Origin of the sequence: Nocardia sp. GP40 (genome assembly GCF_050434125.1) — a bacterium.
Lineage (GTDB): Bacteria > Actinomycetota > Actinomycetes > Mycobacteriales > Mycobacteriaceae > Nocardia > Nocardia albiluteola.
In genome coordinates this window covers 735,751-752,721 of the sequence record NZ_JBNPVW010000001.1, presented here as the reverse complement: position 1 = coordinate 752,721, position 16,971 = coordinate 735,751, and the positions used below count along the sequence as shown (strand labels likewise).

General features: G+C 69.6%; 18 protein-coding genes. 6 read left to right on the top strand and 12 right to left on the bottom strand.

Features of this window, described 5'->3' with window-relative positions:
• Positions 1-15: 15 nt before the first annotated feature.
• On the bottom strand, positions 16-1,575 hold the full coding sequence (locus tag ABH933_RS03280; protein WP_429415019.1) for an anthranilate synthase component I: 1,560 nt from the start codon (positions 1,573-1,575) through the stop codon (positions 16-18).
• A 504-nt stretch (positions 1,576-2,079) separates the two neighbouring features.
• On the opposite strand from ABH933_RS03280, the gene ABH933_RS03275 reads away from it, so the two are divergent.
• The 3 genes from ABH933_RS03275 (at position 2,080) to ABH933_RS03265 (ending at position 3,785) form a co-directional block, all read left to right on the top strand.
• A complete protein-coding gene (locus ABH933_RS03275; protein WP_429415017.1) occupies positions 2,080-2,400 on the top strand; it encodes a hypothetical protein in 321 nt (106 codons plus the stop codon).
• Between the two features lie 115 nt (positions 2,401-2,515).
• Entirely contained in the window at positions 2,516-3,118 is a 603-nt protein-coding gene (locus ABH933_RS03270; protein WP_429415014.1) for a permease, read from the top strand.
• A 157-nt stretch (positions 3,119-3,275) separates the two neighbouring features.
• Positions 3,276-3,785: a MarR family winged helix-turn-helix transcriptional regulator gene (locus ABH933_RS03265; RefSeq protein ID WP_308166731.1), complete on the top strand. Its 510-nt coding sequence runs from the start codon at positions 3,276-3,278 to the stop codon at positions 3,783-3,785.
• 30 nt (positions 3,786-3,815) lie between these two features.
• Here ABH933_RS03265 and hisI read toward each other — a convergent pair whose 3' ends face one another.
• The 4 genes from hisI to priA form a co-directional block, all read right to left on the bottom strand.
• Complete coding sequence (gene hisI, locus ABH933_RS03260; protein WP_429415011.1) at positions 3,816-4,172, bottom strand: phosphoribosyl-AMP cyclohydrolase; 357 nt, start codon at positions 4,170-4,172, stop codon at positions 3,816-3,818.
• Between the two features lie 67 nt (positions 4,173-4,239).
• A complete protein-coding gene (gene hisF, locus ABH933_RS03255) occupies positions 4,240-5,013 on the bottom strand; it encodes an imidazole glycerol phosphate synthase subunit HisF (RefSeq protein WP_429415008.1) in 774 nt (257 codons plus the stop codon).
• Between the two features lie 4 nt (positions 5,014-5,017).
• Positions 5,018-5,851, bottom strand: coding sequence for an inositol monophosphatase family protein (locus ABH933_RS03250; protein WP_215919206.1), 834 nt, complete (start codon positions 5,849-5,851; stop codon positions 5,018-5,020).
• A 3-nt stretch (positions 5,852-5,854) separates the two neighbouring features.
• Positions 5,855-6,586 carry a bifunctional 1-(5-phosphoribosyl)-5-((5-phosphoribosylamino)methylideneamino)imidazole-4-carboxamide isomerase/phosphoribosylanthranilate isomerase PriA gene (priA, locus tag ABH933_RS03245; RefSeq protein ID WP_215919204.1) on the bottom strand — a complete coding sequence of 244 codons (732 nt, stop codon included), beginning with the start codon at positions 6,584-6,586 and terminating at the stop codon, positions 5,855-5,857.
• A gap of 219 nt (positions 6,587-6,805) precedes the next feature.
• On the opposite strand from priA, the gene ABH933_RS03240 reads away from it, so the two are divergent.
• A complete protein-coding gene (locus tag ABH933_RS03240; RefSeq protein WP_429415005.1) occupies positions 6,806-7,336 on the top strand; it encodes a hypothetical protein in 531 nt (176 codons plus the stop codon).
• Between the two features lie 125 nt (positions 7,337-7,461).
• Here ABH933_RS03240 and hisH read toward each other — a convergent pair whose 3' ends face one another.
• The 4 genes from hisH to hisD are packed head-to-tail and all read right to left on the bottom strand — an operon-like array spanning position 7,462 to position 11,265.
• The gene (hisH, locus tag ABH933_RS03235) at positions 7,462-8,130 is read right to left on the bottom strand and encodes an imidazole glycerol phosphate synthase subunit HisH (protein ID WP_429415002.1); all 669 of its coding nucleotides are present in this window, start codon (positions 8,128-8,130) and stop codon (positions 7,462-7,464) included.
• Entirely contained in the window at positions 8,127-8,795 is a 669-nt protein-coding gene (gene hisB / locus ABH933_RS03230) for an imidazoleglycerol-phosphate dehydratase HisB (RefSeq protein ID WP_429414999.1), read from the bottom strand. Before hisB ends, hisH begins: the two co-directional genes overlap by 4 nt.
• Before the next feature lie 2 nt (positions 8,796-8,797).
• Positions 8,798-9,922 (bottom strand): histidinol-phosphate transaminase, encoded by a 1,125-nt coding sequence (locus ABH933_RS03225; protein ID WP_429415753.1) that lies wholly within the window; start codon positions 9,920-9,922, stop codon positions 8,798-8,800.
• Positions 9,923-9,927: 5 nt separating this feature from the next.
• Complete coding sequence (gene hisD, locus ABH933_RS03220; protein WP_429414996.1) at positions 9,928-11,265, bottom strand: histidinol dehydrogenase; 1,338 nt, start codon at positions 11,263-11,265, stop codon at positions 9,928-9,930.
• 189 nt (positions 11,266-11,454) lie between these two features.
• On the opposite strand from hisD, the gene ABH933_RS03215 reads away from it, so the two are divergent.
• Complete coding sequence (locus tag ABH933_RS03215; protein ID WP_429414993.1) at positions 11,455-11,856, top strand: PPOX class F420-dependent oxidoreductase; 402 nt, start codon at positions 11,455-11,457, stop codon at positions 11,854-11,856.
• A gap of 70 nt (positions 11,857-11,926) precedes the next feature.
• On the opposite strand, the gene ABH933_RS03210 is transcribed toward ABH933_RS03215, so the two are convergent.
• Complete coding sequence (locus ABH933_RS03210) at positions 11,927-13,489, bottom strand: serine/threonine-protein kinase (protein WP_429414990.1); 1,563 nt, start codon at positions 13,487-13,489, stop codon at positions 11,927-11,929.
• A 258-nt stretch (positions 13,490-13,747) separates the two neighbouring features.
• Entirely contained in the window at positions 13,748-14,638 is an 891-nt protein-coding gene (locus ABH933_RS03205) for an arylamine N-acetyltransferase family protein (RefSeq protein WP_429414987.1), read from the bottom strand.
• Positions 14,639-14,808: 170 nt separating this feature from the next.
• Here ABH933_RS03205 and ABH933_RS03200 point away from each other — a divergent pair, with 170 nt between their 5' ends.
• Positions 14,809-15,981, top strand: coding sequence for a winged helix DNA-binding domain-containing protein (locus ABH933_RS03200; protein ID WP_429414985.1), 1,173 nt, complete (start codon positions 14,809-14,811; stop codon positions 15,979-15,981).
• Positions 15,982-16,107: 126 nt separating this feature from the next.
• Here ABH933_RS03200 and nadC read toward each other — a convergent pair whose 3' ends face one another.
• Positions 16,108-16,968, bottom strand: a complete 861-nt coding sequence (gene nadC / locus ABH933_RS03195; RefSeq protein ID WP_429414982.1) for a carboxylating nicotinate-nucleotide diphosphorylase — start codon at positions 16,966-16,968, stop codon at positions 16,108-16,110.
• Between the last annotated feature and the right edge of the window lie 3 nt (positions 16,969-16,971).

Sequence of the window (16,971 nt, the reverse complement as noted above, 5' to 3'; positions counted from 1 at the left end):
CCATATCTGTCCCCGTCACTCGGCATCACCGGGTTCCGGGGCGAAGGCGCGGACCGTCCGCGCCGCAGCAACGGCCTTGAGCACGGCCATCGCCTTGTTGCGGGACTCGTTGTCCTCGTATTCGGGCTCGGAGTCGGCGACGATGCCGCCGCCGGCCTGCACGTAGGCGATGCCGTCCTTCAGCAGCGCGGTGCGGATGGCGATCGCGGTGTCGGCATCGCCGGCGAAATCGAGATAGCCGACGACGCCGGCGTAGACGCCGCGGCGGGTCGTTTCCAGCTCCTCGATCAGCTCCATCGCGCGGACCTTCGGCGCGCCGGACAGCGTGCCGGCCGGGAAACACGCCTGCACCGCGTCCAGGGCGATGCGGCCGGGGGCGAGCTGCGCCGACACCGTGGACACCAGGTGCATCACGTGACTGTACCGCTCGACGTGGCGATAGTCGGTGACGCGCACCGTGCCCGGGGTACACACCCGGCCCAGATCGTTGCGGCCCAGGTCGACGAGCATGAGGTGCTCGGCGTTCTCCTTCTCGTCGGCCAGCAGATCCTTCTCCAGCAACACATCGTCCTCGGGAGTCGCCCCGCGCCACCGGGTACCGGCGATCGGATGCGTGGTGGCCACGCCGTCCTTCACCGTCACCAGCGATTCCGGGCTCGAACCGACGATAGAGAAGGCCGTGCCGCCGGAGCCGTCCGGAATGTGCATCAGGTACATGTACGGGCTCGGATTCGACGCGCGCAGCATCCGGTACAGGTCCAGCGGGCTGCCGTCGTAGTCCATCTCGAACCGCTGCGAGAGCACCACCTGGAAGGCCTCGCCCGCCTCGATCTCCTTGACCAGCCGCCGCACGCCCGCGCCGTGTTCCTCCGTGGTGTGCTGGCGGCGGTAATCCGGCTCGGGGCGGTCGAAGACCGAGACCGTCGATTCCGCGGGCGCGGCCAGCGCCGCGGTCATCCGGTCCAGCCGGGCTACCGCGTCGTCGTAGGCCTCGTCGACGCGCTCGTCGGTGCCGTTCCAGTTGACCGCGTTGGCGATCAGCGTGATCGCGCCCTCGTGGTGGTCGAACGCGGCCAGGTCGGTGGCCAGCAGCATCACCATCTCCGGCACGTGCAGATCGTCGACGGCCAGCTCCGGCAGGCGCTCCATCCGGCGCACGATGTCGTAGCCGAGGTAGCCGACCAGACCACCGGTGAGCGGGGGCAGGCCGGGCAGGCGCTCGGTCCGCAGCAACTCGAGGGAATCGCGCAGCGCGACCAGTGGATCGCCGCCCGACGGTGCATCGGCCGGAGTGGCGCCCAGCCAGGCCGCCTGCCCGTCGACCACGCTCAGCGCGGTGGGACTGCCCGCCCCGATGAACGACCATCGCGACCACGATCGCCCGTTCTCGGCCGACTCGAGCAGGAACGTGCCCGCCCGGTCCGCGGCCAGCTTGCGGTAGGCCGAGAGCGGAGTTTCCGAGTCCGCCAGCACCTTCCGGGTCACCGGGACCACCCGGTGCTCGGCCGCGAGGACCCGGAAGTCCTCGCGGGTAGTGGTGGTCGAGGTCCCCGGACGATCGGTTGCGCCGTGCATCTCCCCATCATTTCAGGGCCGGGTACCCCACCCCGGTGGCGGGGTGGGGTACCCGATTCGGGCGGGAACCGCATTATCGCCATATCCGGGAACGCTGGGCACTACCCTTACCAACGCCCGTTCGCGGCCGCCGGCACCGGCGGCCGCGAACGTGACGAAGACAGCCCGCCTGATGAAGCCCGCGCACCCGATCGCGGGGGCTACAAGAGACCCAGCAGTGCCCTGGCCAGCTGCGAATCACAGGGGGGCGAGCACGACCCGGCCGAACCGGCGTTACGCGGCCCGACCGGCATCTGATCGACCGCATCACCCTCAGCTAGACAACCAAACCGGACAGCGGGCCATCCGCCGGACCACCGGGGCGCGAGTCGTCGACGCGCCGTCCGTGTCCGGTTCGCCGGTGCTCGGCGCTCAGCGGCGCCAGTGCTGATCGCAGCGGCGAACCGGGCGGACCACGCCGGAGCGACGCGGTGGCCGCCGACACAGAGCGGAGCTCACATACCGATGTATCCCTCGCAACCGATGGCACCGGAGGGGCCCCGGCACGCGGCGCCGCAGCAGCCGATGGGCAACGTGCCCGGCCAGTCATCCCGGATGATGCAGATGAACCGGCAGCAGGCCGGGGGCACGACCAAATACAACGCGCTGGCCTCGTTCGTGACGTACGTCAAGGCCCTGGAGAACCTGGACCGGCGCAAGTTCCCGGACGAGTACGCGGAGCACAGCGACCGCATCAAGGAGCTCGAGCCGTTCCTGAAGGCGCACGGCATCCTGGACGTCATGGATGTCAAGAACCCCGAGGTGGCCATCCTTCTCGGGGTCTGACGACCGCCATCGGCAGGGCCGGGCCGGGCAACCGGTCCGGCCCTGTTCATTCCCGGGCCGGCAACCGGGCGTGTGTATCGCCGATTATCTGGCAAATCATGCTTACCCTGGTCGTATGACCTCGCAGCATGTCGAGCAATCGCCCAGCACCCACAAGTGGCGCAATCGGATCATCGGCGTGCTCGCGGTGGTCGTGGCGCTGGTCGTCGCCTACTTCATCCTGGCTTCGTTCATTCCGCGCTGGTGGGCGCAGCGCATCGCCGCCATGTCCGGGCACGGCAGCTTCTCCAAGGGCATCTGGTCCGGCCTGGCCCTGGGCTTCTTCTGCACGATCGTGCCGCTGTTCCTGCTGTTGGCCGTCGTGACGATGTGGCGGTGGCGGGGCGGGCGATTCCTCGCCGGCGGCTCGGCCGTGCTGGCCCTGGCCGTCGCGCTGCCGAATCTGATGACCCTCACGATCGTCCTGGGCGGCAGCAACGCCGCGCACGCGGGCGAGCGGGTGCTCGATGTCAACGCGCCGGGATTCCGGGGCGCCTCGCTGATCGGGGCCATCGTCGCCGCGGCCCTGTTCGTGCTGGTCCTGTTCCTGCGGATCCGCCGACGGCTGCGCACCCGCCGCGGCGCGAAGCACCGCAAGGCCCCCACCTACCAGCAACCGGCCGCCGCCCCCACCGCACCCGTCCCGGAACCACCGGCGGACAAGCCCTCCGAGCAGTAACGACACACGTGAGAGACGTCACGTCATACAGACCACCCGTGACCCGCGAGCGAAATCATGGCAAACTAACTCTCTGCAGGTGACCGTGGATTGAAGATTCAAGATTCACTAGTCTCGCTAACGAGATTACGTCACTTGGCTGTAAGAGAGGCGCGAAGTGACGAAGTGGCTTAACCCAGTCGAACAACGAGCGTGGCGAATTCTTGTCGCGCTGACGACGCGGCTGCCCGCGGCCATGGACACGCAATTGCAGCGCGAGGCCGGCGTCACCCACTTCGAATACGTTGTGCTCGAGCTACTGGCCGCCGAACCCGAACATCGACTTCAGCTCAGCGAGCTGGCCTCTAGAGCAAACGCCTCGCTATCCCGGTTATCCCACGTAGTAACGAAATTGGAGCGGCTGGGCTGGGCTCAGCGGCAGGTGCTGGCCGGGCGGCGCGGCGCGGATGCGGTGCTGACCGAGACCGGATACCGGAAGGTCCAGCAGGCCACGCCCGGCTACCTCGAGGCCGTGCACGGCCTGGTCTTCGACGGCCTCGACGACCGCCAGACCGAACAACTCCTGGAACTGGGCGAGGCGGTCGTCGCGCAGCTCGAGGCGGGGCTCACCCGCGGGATCGGCCGCACCAACGGCCAGCGGCCGGTCGACGAGGAAGCGGACACCTAGACCGGTTCCGCATCGGGCGTCTGCGCCGAATCAGTTCTGCCCCACCGGATCCGACAGCAGCACGTCCCCGTCCCAGCAGGTGTGGGTGCCTGTGTGGCAGGCCGCGCCCTCCTGGTCGACGATCAGCAGCACGGTATCGCCGTCGCAATCCAATCGCACCTCGTGCACGTACTGGGTGTGCCCCGAGGTCTCACCCTTGACCCAGTACTGCTGCCGCGAGCGCGAGTAATACGTCGCCTTGCGGGTGGCCAGGGTGCGGGCCAGCGCCTCGTCGTCCATCCACGCCATCATGAGCACATCGCCGGTGCCGCGCTCCTGCGCGACCGCGGCGACCAGCCCGGCCTCGTTGCGCTTGAGGCGGGCGGCGATAGCGGGATCCAGACTCACGTACACCGTTATACCAAGAGCGGGACATGTGCCGAACCGGGCGGTGGCGGCGCGCACCCCGGCCCGGCTACCGGACGACGATCCCCTCGGCGCGCATTGCATCCTTGACCTCGGGGATCGTGAGCTCGCCGAAGTGGAAGACGGTGGCCGCCAGGACGGCGTCCGCGCCCGCCTGGATCGCGGGCGCGAAGTCCGCGACCTTGCCCGCACCGCCGCTGGCGATCACCGGAACCGTCACGGCCGCCCGCACCGCGGTGATCATGGCCAGATCGAACCCCGCCTTGGTGCCGTCGGCATCCATCGAGTTCAGCAGGATCTCCCCCACGCCGAGTTCGGCTCCGCGCACGGCCCATTCGACGGCGTCGATACCGGTGCCGCGCTTGCCGCCGTGCGTGGTGACCTCCCACCCGGACGGGGTCGGATCCGTGCCTTCGGGGACGGTGCGGGCATCGACGGACAGCACGATGCACTGCGAGCCGAACCGCTCCGACATCTCGCGCAGGATCTGCGGATTCGCGATGGCGGCGGTGTTCACCGACACCTTGTCCGCGCCCGCGCGCAGCAGGCGGTCCACATCGTCGACCGTGCGCACGCCGCCGCCGACGGTGAGCGGAATGAAGATCTGCTCGGCGGTGCGGGTCACCACGTCGATCATGGTGCCGCGGTCGCCCGTGGAGGCGGTGACGTCGAGGAAGGTCAGCTCGTCCGCGCCCTGCGCGTCGTAGGTCGCGGCCAGTTCGACGGGATCGCCCGCGTCCCGCAGGTTTTCGAAGTTCACGCCCTTGACCACGCGCCCGGCATCCACGTCCAGGCACGGAATCACGCGCACAGCCAGTGTCATTCGTTCAGCTCCGTTGTGTGTTCAGTCCCCGGGCGGACTCGTCCACCGCGGTATCGATCATGTCCAGTAGTTCCTCGTGCACCCCCGGTGCGGCGGCGAGCACCGAACCCGACGTGATGGTCCACTCCTCGCCCCGCAGATCCGTGACCACTCCCCCGGCGGCCCGCACGAGCGCGACCCCTGCGGCGTTGTCCCACGGATGGTGGCCGAAGACGACGGCCCCGCCCAGCACCCCGGATGCGGTGAACGCCAGGTCGATTCCGGTGGAACCATGCATGCGGACCCGGCCCGAGAGCCGGCTCAGCGCGCCGAGCAGGTCGAAGCGGAACCGTCCGGGAATGCGGCCGTGCGCATCGAGATTGAAGGCGCCGAAGCCGATCATCACCTCGGCGAGTTTGCCGGGCGCCAGCGGCGGCGCCGGATCCCCGTCCACCAGTAGCGGCCCACCGACCGCCGCGGCGTAGCGACGGCCCAGCAGCGGCAACCAGGTCAGGCCCAGCACCGGCACGCCGTCCTCGATCAATGCCAGCAGAATCCCGGACAGGGGATGCCCCGCCGAATAATTGAAGGTGCCGTCGATGGGGTCGAGCACCCACGAGGTGCCCGAGCCGAGCTCGGGGCCGCCGAATTCCTCGCCGTGCACCGCGATCCCGGTGCGCTCGACCAGGCTCGCGGATACCGTGCGCTCCAGCTCGAGGTCCAGCTCGGTGGCGAAATCGCCACGCCCCTTCTCGACCGCGCTGGGCGCACCGACACCCTGCACGAAACGCGGTGCGGCCGAATCCAATACCTCGCTGGCGAGGGCGAGCAGCGTGACGCGCTCGGCGGGGGTCGTCATCGCCTAGCGCACCGCGGCCAATGCCTCGGGCAGCGTGAATCGCCCGGCGTAGAGGGCCTTTCCCACGATCGCGCCCTCGACGCCGTCCGGTACCAGCCCGGCGATGGCCCGCAGATCGTCGAGGGTGGAGACCCCACCCGAGGCGACGACCGGCGCTTCGGTGGCCTGACAGACCTCGCGCAGCAGATCCAGATTCGGCCCGGTGAGGGTGCCGTCCTTGGTGACGTCGGTGACGACATACCGCGAGCAGCCGTCTCGTTCGAGTCGCTCGAGCACCTCCCACAGGTCGCCGCCGTCGCTGACCCAGCCGCGCCCGCGCAGCCGGTACTGGCCCTCGGTCAGGCGCACGTCGAGGCCGACGGCGATGCGGTCGCCGTACTCGCCGATCGCGCGGGCGGCCCACTCCGGATTCTCGAGGGCCGCGGTGCCCAGGTTGACCCGGGCGCAGCCGGTGGCGAGCACGGCCTTCAGCGATTCGTCATCGCGGATGCCGCCGGACAGCTCCACCTTTACATCGAGCTCGCCGACCACCTCCGCGATCATGTCGCGATTGGAGCCGCGGCCGAAGGCGGCGTCCAGATCGACCAGATGGACCCATTCGGCGCCGGCCTGCTGCCAGGCCAGGGCGGCCTCGCGCGGCGATCCGTAGCTCGTTTCGCTGCCCGCCTCCCCCTGGACGAGGCGCACGGCCTCACCATTGGCGACATCGACGGCGGGGAGCAGCACAAGATTCACGGCAGTAGCCTACTGGGCATACCGGCCGGTCCCGGCCGCGGGCCTGGGCTGCACACCGCCGGGACCGGCCGTGGCGAGGTTTGCCGCGCGCCCCGATGGGCAACTCCAACACCACGCGTGTCAGTAGGCGCAGAACGAACTCGGACATCGTCCCGGGTGCGCATTCCGGGGTGGGACACGGGTTTCGTTCTGTTCGTCGAGCAACAAAGGGGTGCAGTCATGTCCCGGAGAGCATTGCGGCCCTCGATCCCCGCCCGCATCGTCCCCGTCCGACCGGCCGCGGGCGTCGGCATGGTGGCGCTGGCGAGTCTGGGTGTGATCCCGGGAATCGGCGCGGTCGCGGCGGCCAACCCGACCGATCCGGCACAGCTGGCCGCCTGCGATTTCGGCCGCCAGCTCAGTACCTACACCTTCACCGATTACGACGACTACAACCGCCGCGTCCTGGACCACTCCACCGGCCCGTTCCGCGATCAATTTCAGCGGACCAGCACGGACCGCCGCAATCAGGCCGTGGCGACGCACACCAGTTCCGATGTGCTGTCGGTGGAGTGCGGCACCGACACCGCCGATGCCACGCACGCGCAGATCGTGGTGTCCGTCGACGACACGACCCGCAGCGACGCGACATTGGGCCTGCCCCGCCCCGGGCGCAGCGTGATGCAGGTGTACCTGGACAACGTCAACGGCCAGTGGCTGACCGAGCGGGTCGATCCGCAGCCACTGCCGGTGAGTTCGCCCGCGCACTGAGCGCGGCAGAGCGCGCTAGGACGACCCGGCCGCGGTGGATCCGGAGGCCAGACCATTTCCCATGGCACACGCCCCTTTCGCCGTGATCCCCGACCGACTCCGACCTAATGGGCGCCGTCGGCAACCTACAGCGACCGCACCCAGTTGCGGAGCAACTGCGCGCCGGCGTCGCCGGATTTCTCCGGATGGAACTGGGTGGCCGACAACGGCCCGTTCTCGACCGCGGCCAGGAACGGGGCGCCGTGCTCGGCCCAGGTGAGCTTGGCCGGGGCGATCGCGCCGTCGTCGTCCCACGTCCAGCGCTGCGCGGCATAGGAATGCACGAAATAGAACCGGGTCTCGGCGTCCATCCCGGCGAACAGCACGCTGTCGGCCGGTGACTGCACCGTATTCCAGCCCATGTGCGGCAGCACCGGCGCGGGCAGCCGCTCCACTGTCCCGGGCCATTCGGCGCACCCGTCGGTCTCCACGCCGAATTCGACGCCGCGCTCGAACAGGATCTGCATGCCGACGCAGATGCCCAGTACCGGACGGCCCCCGGCGAGGCGCTTGCCGATGATGCGTTCGCCCCGCACCGCACGCAGCCCGGCCATGCAGGCCGCGAACGCGCCCACGCCCGGCACCACCAAACCGTCCGCGGCCAAGGCGATTTCGGGGTCGGCGGTGACGGTGACGTCGGCTCCGGCGCGGATCAGGGCACGGTTGGCCGAGTGCAGGTTGCCCGAGCCGTAGTCCAGCAGGGCGACGGATTTCGACCGGGGCGGTGGGGTGGGGGTATGTCTGGGCTCTGTCACAGCGTCCCCTTCGTCGACGGGACGCCGTTCACCCGCGGATCGAGCTCGACCGCGGCGCGCAGAGCCCGCGCCACGGCCTTGAATTCGGCCTCGGTGACGTGATGCTGATCGCGGCCGTAGAGCACCCGCACGTGCAGCGCGATCCGTGCGTTCAGCGCGATCGATTCGAACACGTGCCGATTCAGCACCGTGGAATAGGGTGCGCCGGGCCTGAGCGCGGAACTGGCCGATCCGGGGACCGGCGAACCCGGAATCACCGCGTGCAGCAGGTGATCCGGCTCGCCGATGTGGACGCAATAGGGCCGCCCGGACACGTCGACCGCCGCGTGCGCGAGGGTCTCGTCCATCGGGATGTAGGCGTCGCCGAAGCGGCGGATGCCCTGCTTGTCGCCCAGGGCCCGGCCAAGTGCCTGGCCGAGGACGATCGCGGTGTCCTCGACGGTGTGGTGCGCCTCGATCTCGATGTCGCCCTCGGAGCGAACGCTGAGATCGAAGCTGGCGTGCGCACCCAACGCGGTCAGCATGTGGTCGTAGAAGGGGACGCCGGTCGAGATGTCCGTCGTCCCGGTGCCGTCGAGGTTCAGCTCGACGACGATGCTGGACTCCTTGGTGGTGCGCTCCACCCGCGCCGTTCGCTGCATACTCGCCTTAATCTCGGTGCTCATACTCACGCGTCCACCCGCTCGGTGGCGGCCAAAATCGCACTGACCCGCAGGAATTCGTCGTTCTCGGCGGCCAGGCCGATGGTGACCCGCAGGTGTGCGGGGATGCCGACGTCGCGGATCAGCACGCCCTCGTCGAGGTAGTGCTGCCACGCCCGGGGTGCGTCGGCGAAGCGACCGAACAGCAGGAAGTTGGCATCGCTGGGCGAGACCCGGAATCCCATGTCCGCCAGCGCCTTCGCGACCCGGTCCCGCTGGGCAGCCAATTCCGCGACGGTGGCCAGGGTCTCATCGGCATGGCGCAGGGCCGCCCGCGCGGCGGCCTGGGTGACCACCGACAGGTGGTAGGGCAGTCGCACCAGCAGCATCGCATCGATCACCGCCGGCGCGGCGGCCAGATAGCCCAGGCGCCCGCCCGCGAAGGCGAATGCCTTGGACATCGTCCGGCTGACAACGAGTTTCGCGGGGAACCGGTCGATCAGCTCGATCGCACTGGGCACGGCGGAGAATTCGCCGTAGGCCTCGTCGACGACCACGACGCCGGGCGCGGCCTCCAGGATCCGGATAAGGTCCGGCTGCGGGATGCTGTGCCCGGTGGGATTGTTCGGGCTCGTCACGAACACCACGTCGGGGCGGCGTTCGGCGATGTGCGCCAGCGCATAGTCGACATCGAGGGAGAAGTCGTCGTTGCGCTTGGCTTCCACCCACTCGGTATCGATGCCCTCGGAGATGATCGGGTGCATCGAATACGAGGGCACGAAGCCCATGGCGCTGCGGCCGGGCCCGCCGAAGGCCTGCAGCAGCTGCTGCAGGATCTCGTTGGAACCGTTGGCGGCCCACACATTCGACACGTCCAGCACCACCCCGGTCTGCCGGGTCAGGTAGGTGGCCAGGTCGGTGCGCAGCGCCACCGCATCGCGGTCCGGATAGCGGTGCAGATCCGCCGCCGCGGCCCGGATCGATTCGGCGACGTCGTCGATCAGCGCCTGGCTCGGCGGATGCGGATTCTCGTTGGTGTTCAGCTGCACCGGGACGGTCAATTGCGGTGCGCCATAGGGCGATTTGCCGCGCAGGTTCTCCCGCAGCGGCAAGTCGTCCAGGGACACGGCGGACCCAGGAATGTGTGTCACGGTTGTCACGACAGCGCCTCGAATCGCGCCCGCACGGCCTGGCCGTGGGCGGGCAGATCTTCGGCATTCGCGAGCGCAACCACGTGTCCCGCAACGTCTTTGAGCGCCGCCTCGCTGTAGTCGACGACATGGATGCCGCGCAGGAATGTCTGCACGCTCAAGCCCGAGGAGTGCCGGGCGCAGCCGGCCGTGGGCAGCACGTGATTGGATCCGGCGCAGTAATCGCCCAGGCTCACCGGCGACCACGCACCGACGAAAACCGCTCCCGCACTGCGCACCCGGGCCGCGACGGCGGGCGCCTGCGCGGTCTGGATCTCCAGGTGCTCGGCGGCGTAGGCGTTCACCACGCGCAGCCCCTGATCCACGTCGTCGACGAGCACGACCCCGGACTGCTTGCCGGACAACGCCTCCGACACCCGGTGCCGGTGCTTGACGACCTCGAGCTGTGCGTTCACCGCGGCATCGACCGCATCGGCCAGGGCGGCACTGTCGGTGACGAGGACGCTGGCGGCCAGCACGTCGTGTTCGGCTTGGCTGATCAGGTCGGCGGCCACGTGCACCGGATCGGCGGTGGCGTCGGCGAGGATCGCGATCTCGGTGGGTCCGGCCTCGGCGTCGATGCCGACCAGGCCGCGGCACAGGCGCTTGGCCGCGGTGACGTAGATATTGCCGGGGCCGGTGATCATGTCGACCGGATCCAGGCGCTCGCCGGTGGTGTCGACGCCGCCGTAGGCCAGCAGGGCCACGGCCTGTGCGCCGCCCACGGCCCAGACCTCCTCGACGCCGAGCAGTTTCGCCGCGGCCAGGATCGTCGGATGCGGCAGGCCGCCGAACTGCGCCTGCGGCGGCGAGGCGACCACCAGCGAATCCACGCCCGCCGCCTGGGCGGGTACCACGTTCATCACGACGCTGGACGGGTAGACCGCATTGCCGCCGGGCACGTACAGCCCGACGCGCTCCACCGGAACCCAGCGCTCGGTGACGGTGCCACCGGGCACCACCTGGGTGGTCTTGTCGGTGCGCCGCTGATCGGCGTGCACGAGGCGGGTGCGCTCGATCGCGACCTCCAGCGCGGTGCGCACCGCGGGATCGAGGTTTTCGAGCGCGGCGTCGAGTTCGGCGGCCGGGACCCGGACGCACGCGGGAGCAACGCCGTCGAACTGCACGCTGAATTCCTGCGCCGCCTCGACACCCCGATCGCGGATCGCCTCCACGACCGGCCGCACATGATGCAGCACCGAGTCCACGTCGACTCCCCCGCGCGGCAGCGCGGCGCGCAGCTCGGCGGCGGTGGGAGTACGACCGCGCAGATCGACGCGGGCGAGCTCGATGCGGGTTGTCATAGCGGTGTGAAACCTCTTCTGTGCTGGTCATCGCCCGGGCGGGAAGTCACCGGACCGACTACCAGACTATCGGGTCGGCATAGTCATTTAGGCGTCGCCTCCGGCGCTGCGGGGCCGCGGGCGCGCAACGCCTCGCGATGTTGTTCGATTACTGGCGCAACCCATGTAGCAGCTGTGAGGAGAACAGATATGTCCGTCATCCCCGATAAGGCTCGCGACCTGCTGGTACGCCCGGTATTCGCCAGCCTGGGCACGACCCGGCCCGATGGCGCGCCGCAGGTGAACCCGATGTGGTTCGTCTGGGACGGCGAATTCATCTGGTTCACGCACACCAACTCCCGGCAGAAGTTCAAGAACCTGGCGGCCGAGCCGCGGGTGTCGATCTCGATCTTCGACCCGGACAAGCCCTACCGCTACATCGAGGTCCGCGGAGTGCTCGACCACATCGACCCGGACCCCGAGGGCGCCCTGTACTCGAGCCTGTCCCAGCGCTACGGCGGCGGTCCGGTCGTCCCGCCGGACGCCGAGGACCGCGTCAAGCTCGCTATCCGTCCCACAGGAGTGTCGGGTTACGCAGTCGTCCGCGATTAGTCGCGCCGGACGAACGGACGCCGTCGCCCTCGATATCGCATCGAGGACGACGGCGCCGGAAGTTGCGATCCTACTTGGTGTTGCTGTCGATGAGCGGGGTGCCGCTGCTGCCGAGGACCACCCGCAGGGTCATCGACCGCGACTTGCCGCCGTTGGTGACGTTCCCGACCCGCATGTCGACCGAGCCGTCGCCGCTGGCGGCGGTGCTCGTGCCGCCCGCCCCGGAGACGCTGCTCCACTTCGTCACGGGGTTCTTGGTCCAGTAGTTCTCGAACGACTGCTGGTCGCTGTACACCTGCTGGGCCGCCGGGGTCAGCAGGGACCAGGCATCGCTGAGATTGGCACTGCCGGATACCAGGTCGTTGTAGAACTGCTGAATCATGGTGGCGGCGGAGCCGGCATCGGCCTGACCGTTACTCTTGGTCTCGCCCAGGGCAGAGGCCGAGGCCGTCGTGCTCTGCGCGGCGGCGCTGGTCGAGGACGAATTGCCCTCCGTGGCAGACGAACTCGGGGGCGTACCGCCGAAGAGGGTGTAGATGGCCGCGCCGACGATGGCCACCGCGACCACGGCGCCGCCGACGATCAGCCACGGGCTGCGACGGCGGGGCGGCTCCGGCTCCACCGGCAGCCGATGCGAGCGGGTGGGGTGGGCGCCGGGGCGGGGCGGGCGCACGGGGGGCAGGTTGGGCTCCGAGACCGGTGCCTCCTGCGCCATCATCTCCGCGGTGGAGATATCCGCCTGTGCCGCACGACGATCCAGCGTGCGGGTAGCCTGGCGCCGCGGGGCGGAACGATGGGTGGCCAGCATTCTGGTCGCGACGGCGTCGTCGGCCCCGTCGGCGAAGTCGGCGAGCTGATCACGGACCTCGGTCATGCTGGGACGGTCCTCGGGCTCGAAGCTGAGGAGGTCCAGCAGGAGGTCGGTGAGCTGGCCGGCGTTGCGCGGCTGGCTGAGCTGGCCGTTTGCCGCCGCGTACAGCAGCGCCAGCGGATTCGGGTTGCTGCCGTAAGGTGGCTCGCCCTCGAGGGCGTGGAAAAGCGTTGCACCCAAGGCGAAGACGTCGGCGGCGGGGGTCGGCTCGGCGCCGCGTGCCACCTCCGGGGCGAGGTAGGCGGCGGTCCCGGAGATCAAGCCCGTCGCGGTGAGCGCGACGTCGCCCTTGGCCTTGGAGATGCCGAAATCGGTGATCTTGACCGTGCTGTTCTCGCCCAGCAGGATGTTGCCCGGCTTGACGTCGCGGTGCACGATGCCCGCCCGGTGCGCGGCCACCAGGGCCGAGGCCACCTGCTCGCCGATGCGCGCGACCTGCGCCAGCGGCAGGGTGCCCTGCGCGGACAGCACCATCGCCAGGCTCTGCGACTGCAGGTACTCCATAACCAGGCACGGATCACCGTTGTGGTCGGTGATATCGAAGACCACGATCGCATTGGGGTGCTGGAACCGGGCCGCGTTGCGCGCCTCGCGCGAGGCACGCTGGCGCACGATCTCCTTTTCGCCCGGAGGCAGGCTGGGCTGGGTGAGGATCTGCTTGATCGCCACCGACCGTTCGAGCCGCTCGTCGACGGCGCGCCAGACGATGCCTGTGCCGCCGCTACCGATCCGCTCGACCAGGCGGTAATGCCCTGCGATCACTTGGCCGGTTTCGATGGCACTACTCCGAATTCTTCGCGATCCGTGACTTACCCTGCGCGGTGGCCCGCGCGTGTTCCCGACGAGTGTAGCTGGCTCGGCGCCCGACGCCGACGCCGGAGTGTGATCCGGAGACAATATGTACGCACTCTGTGCGACGGGTGTGAGATCACCCTGCGACCCCGGCGAGATAAACCGTGTCGCATATCACATTTCACCCCGAAGGCGACCTGTCGCACACACCCGTTGATGCCGTGGCGACTAGGCGGCGCCGACGTCTCCTGCCCACCTCTGCGCCCAGGGCGCCGCGACGAGTGCGGCGGCATCGGCGTCGGAAAGTTCGATATCGAACGTCTCGGCCAGCGTCGCGGGGAGATCGGCCGGCGTCAATTCCTTTGTCTGCGAGGTGCCGTCCGGATACTCGGTCACCAGGGTGGCGGCATCGAGCACGTGATGCACCTCGGGATGGAACCGCTGCACGAACGGCCGGGCGACGAAGGGCGAGCGGGCGGAGGTGGACACGAAGTGGTTGCCCACCTCGAAGTCGATGCGGTACTGCGGATTCAGGGTGACGCTGTGCCGCAGGATCCAGCCGTCGCGGGCGAAGTGATGCAGCAGCCACTCCTCGCCGCCCAGCTCGCCCCGGGTGCGCTCGAGCCGGAATCGCCACTCCCCCGCCCGCACCTCGCCGGCATCGGGGTTCAGCTCGAGCGGTGCGAGCGGGCCGGCGCCGAATCCCACGTCGCACAGCCACACTCGCTCGTCCTCGGTGGTGGTGACGCGCAGCATCGAGTGGGTGGCGGGCCGCAGTCCGGCGCTCGCGCCCATGATCACCCGGCCCTGCAGGGCGGTGATGCCGAAACCCAGCCGCTCCAGCGCGGCGGCGAACAGGATCACGCTCTCGTAGCAGTAGCCGCCGCGGCGGCCGCGAACGAGCTTGTCCTGCAACGACTCCAGATCCAGCGGCACCGGCCGGCCGAGCACCGGCTCCAGGTTCTCGAACGGGATACTCGTGGTGTGCGCGAATTGCAGCGCGCGCAGCGTCTCGACGGTCGGCCCGCGCTCACCCCGGAATCCGATCAGCGCGAGGTACGCCTCGAGGTCCAGCGCATCGCCGTCCCAGTGATATGCCGGGTCCGCGGGCATATACATATGGCCTCCCTATCCAGTTGCCTCGATCAAGCCCTCGCCCCCGAATCATTATTCCGCACCAAGATCGCGGCCGCCGAATCATCCACTTCTCGCGGGCCGACCGGAACCGGCGACACCGCCGCCGAACGGTGATCCAGCGCTGTGCGGCCGGATCGGGATAGCATTCGCCCATGCGTTCGATGGATGCCGCGCAGCGGCGGGCCCGGCTGGCGACGCGACATCGGCTCGCATCCGCCACCCGGGTCGACGACCCCGCCGAGATCGCCCGCTCCCTGGTCGTCCTGCACGCCACCGATCCGGCGACGGTATTCCTGGCCGTGGCCGCCCGCAGCCGCGAACTCGAACCCGCCCAGGTGGAGCAGGCGTTGTATACGGACCGGACGCTGCTGCGGATGCTGGCGATGCGCCGCACGATGTTTGTCGCTCCGGTCGAGCTGGTCCCCGCCCTGCAGGCGGCGGTCGCAGACGCCCTGGCGGGCAAGCAGCGGCGCAACTACGCCAAATATCTGGAGCAGGTCGTCGACGGGGAGGTGGGCCCGTGGCTGGCGGAGGTGGAGGAGCAGACGCACCGGGAGCTGCTGGCTCGCGGCAGCGCCACCGGCGCGCAACTGGGCGCGGCGGTGCCACGGCTACGCACCCGGGTCGACACCGCGCCGGGCAAGCCGTATTCCACACCGACGAACATCACCACCTGGGTGCTGCTGACGCTCGGTTGCGAGGGCCGGATCGTGCGGGGCCGCCCGAACGGCACCTGGGCCAGCACCCAATACGTCTGGGAGCCGATCGAATCCTGGCTGCCCGAAGGGGTTCCCGCGATGCCCGCGGATCAGGCGCAGGCCGAGCTGGCGCGGCGCTGGCTGCTGGCCTTCGGCCCGGCGCCCGTCGCCGATCTGAAGTGGTGGACCGGCTGGCCCCTGGGCGAGACACGAAAGGCGCTGGCACAGCTGAAGATCGAGGAGGTCGACCTGGACGAGGGCACCGGCGTCGTGCTCGCCGACGATCTGGACTCGGTGCCCGTGCCCGAGCCGGGCCCCGCCCTGCTCCCCGCGCTGGACCCCACCCCCATGGGCTGGCAGTCGCGCGATTGGTTCCTCGGCCCACACGGCCCCGCGCTGTTCGACACCAACGGCAATATCGGCCCCACCGTCTGGTGGGACGGGCGGATCGTCGGCGGCTGGGGCCAGCGCGCGGACGGCGAGATCGCCTGGCGCCTTCTGGAAGACATAGGGGCGCAGGCGAAGTCGTCGATCGAGGCCGAGGCGGCGCGGATGCAGCGGTGGTACGGCGACGTGCGCGCCGTACCACGGTTCCGCACGCCGCTCGAGCGCGAGCTCACCGCCTGAGCCTCGCCGACCGCGGGATCCTGATCTGCGAGCCGACGGCCCCGTGGCGCCGCGAGCCGACGGCCCCGTAGCGCAGCGATACACGTAATCCGGTGCGCTACAGCGGGATTCCCGGCCGTGCGGGTATTACATGTCGAGCCCGAGGTCCAGCACTCGCACCGAGTGGGTCAGCGCGCCGACCGCCATGTAGTCGATGCCCGTGGCGGCGTATTCGGCGGCCATGTCCAGCGACAGCCCGCCGGAGGATTCGAGCTTGGTGCGCGGTGCGCGGGAGTCGCGGCGCTGCACGGCCGCCTGCGTGGCCCAGAGCGGGAAATTGTCCAGTAGCACCAGTTCCACGTCCTGCTCCAGCACCGCGTCCAGCTGTTCGAGGGTGTCCACCTCGACCTCGCAGGCGATATCGGGGGCCAGTTCGCGCACCGCGCGCAGTGCGGCCACCACCGAACCCGCCGCGGCGACGTGGTTGTCCTTGATCAGCGCGGCGTCGCCGAGGCCCATGCGGTGGTTGACCCCACCTCCGGCCCGTACCGCGTACTTCTGCAGGGACCGCAGGCCCGGCAGCGTCTTTCGGCTGTCGCGGATGCGGCATGTCGTGCCTGAGACCGCGTCCACCCACGCCGCGGTCGCGGTCGCGATGCCCGACAGGTGGGTCACCAGATTCAGCATCGTGCGCTCGGCGGTCAGCAGTCCGCGCGTGGGCGCCACCACGCCGAGCGTCACGTCGCCGGGCGCCACCCGGGCGCCGTCGGCCACCCGCTCGGTGACCTGGTAGTTGCCCGCGCCGAGCACCTCGTCCAGCACCAGCAGCCCGACGTCGATGCCGGCGACGGTACCGGGCTGTCGCGACACCATCGCCGCCTTCGCGGTGGCATCGGCGGGAACCGTTGCCGCGGTGGTGATATCGGGTCCGTACCGCAGGTCCTCGTGCAGCGCGGTGCGGATCAGGGTCAGGATCTCCTCGCGATCCAGTCCGGCATCCAAGCTCATCGT

What these genes read in the sequence shown, in the direction of transcription:
- ABH933_RS03270 (WP_429415014.1), top strand. Translation starts at nt 2,516, where the DNA reads ATGACCTCGCAGCATGTCGAGCAATCGCCCAGCACCCACAAGTGGCGC.
- ABH933_RS03200 (WP_429414985.1), top strand. Translation starts at nt 14,809, where the DNA reads ATGCGTTCGATGGATGCCGCGCAGCGGCGGGCCCGGCTGGCGACGCGA.
- hisF (WP_429415008.1), bottom strand. Translation starts at nt 5,013, where the DNA reads ATGACACTGGCTGTGCGCGTGATTCCGTGCCTGGACGTGGATGCCGGG.
- ABH933_RS03250 (WP_215919206.1), bottom strand. Translation starts at nt 5,851, where the DNA reads ATGACGACCCCCGCCGAGCGCGTCACGCTGCTCGCCCTCGCCAGCGAG.
- hisB (WP_429414999.1), bottom strand. Translation starts at nt 8,795, where the DNA reads ATGAGCACCGAGATTAAGGCGAGTATGCAGCGAACGGCGCGGGTGGAG.
- ABH933_RS03240 (WP_429415005.1), top strand. Translation starts at nt 6,806, where the DNA reads ATGTCCCGGAGAGCATTGCGGCCCTCGATCCCCGCCCGCATCGTCCCC.
- ABH933_RS03215 (WP_429414993.1), top strand. Translation starts at nt 11,455, where the DNA reads ATGTCCGTCATCCCCGATAAGGCTCGCGACCTGCTGGTACGCCCGGTA.
- ABH933_RS03205 (WP_429414987.1), bottom strand. Translation starts at nt 14,638, where the DNA reads ATGTATATGCCCGCGGACCCGGCATATCACTGGGACGGCGATGCGCTG.
- ABH933_RS03275 (WP_429415017.1), top strand. Translation starts at nt 2,080, where the DNA reads ATGTATCCCTCGCAACCGATGGCACCGGAGGGGCCCCGGCACGCGGCG.
- ABH933_RS03280 (WP_429415019.1), bottom strand. Translation starts at nt 1,575, where the DNA reads ATGCACGGCGCAACCGATCGTCCGGGGACCTCGACCACCACTACCCGC.
- hisD (WP_429414996.1), bottom strand. Translation starts at nt 11,265, where the DNA reads ATGACAACCCGCATCGAGCTCGCCCGCGTCGATCTGCGCGGTCGTACT.
- nadC (WP_429414982.1), bottom strand. Translation starts at nt 16,968, where the DNA reads ATGAGCTTGGATGCCGGACTGGATCGCGAGGAGATCCTGACCCTGATC.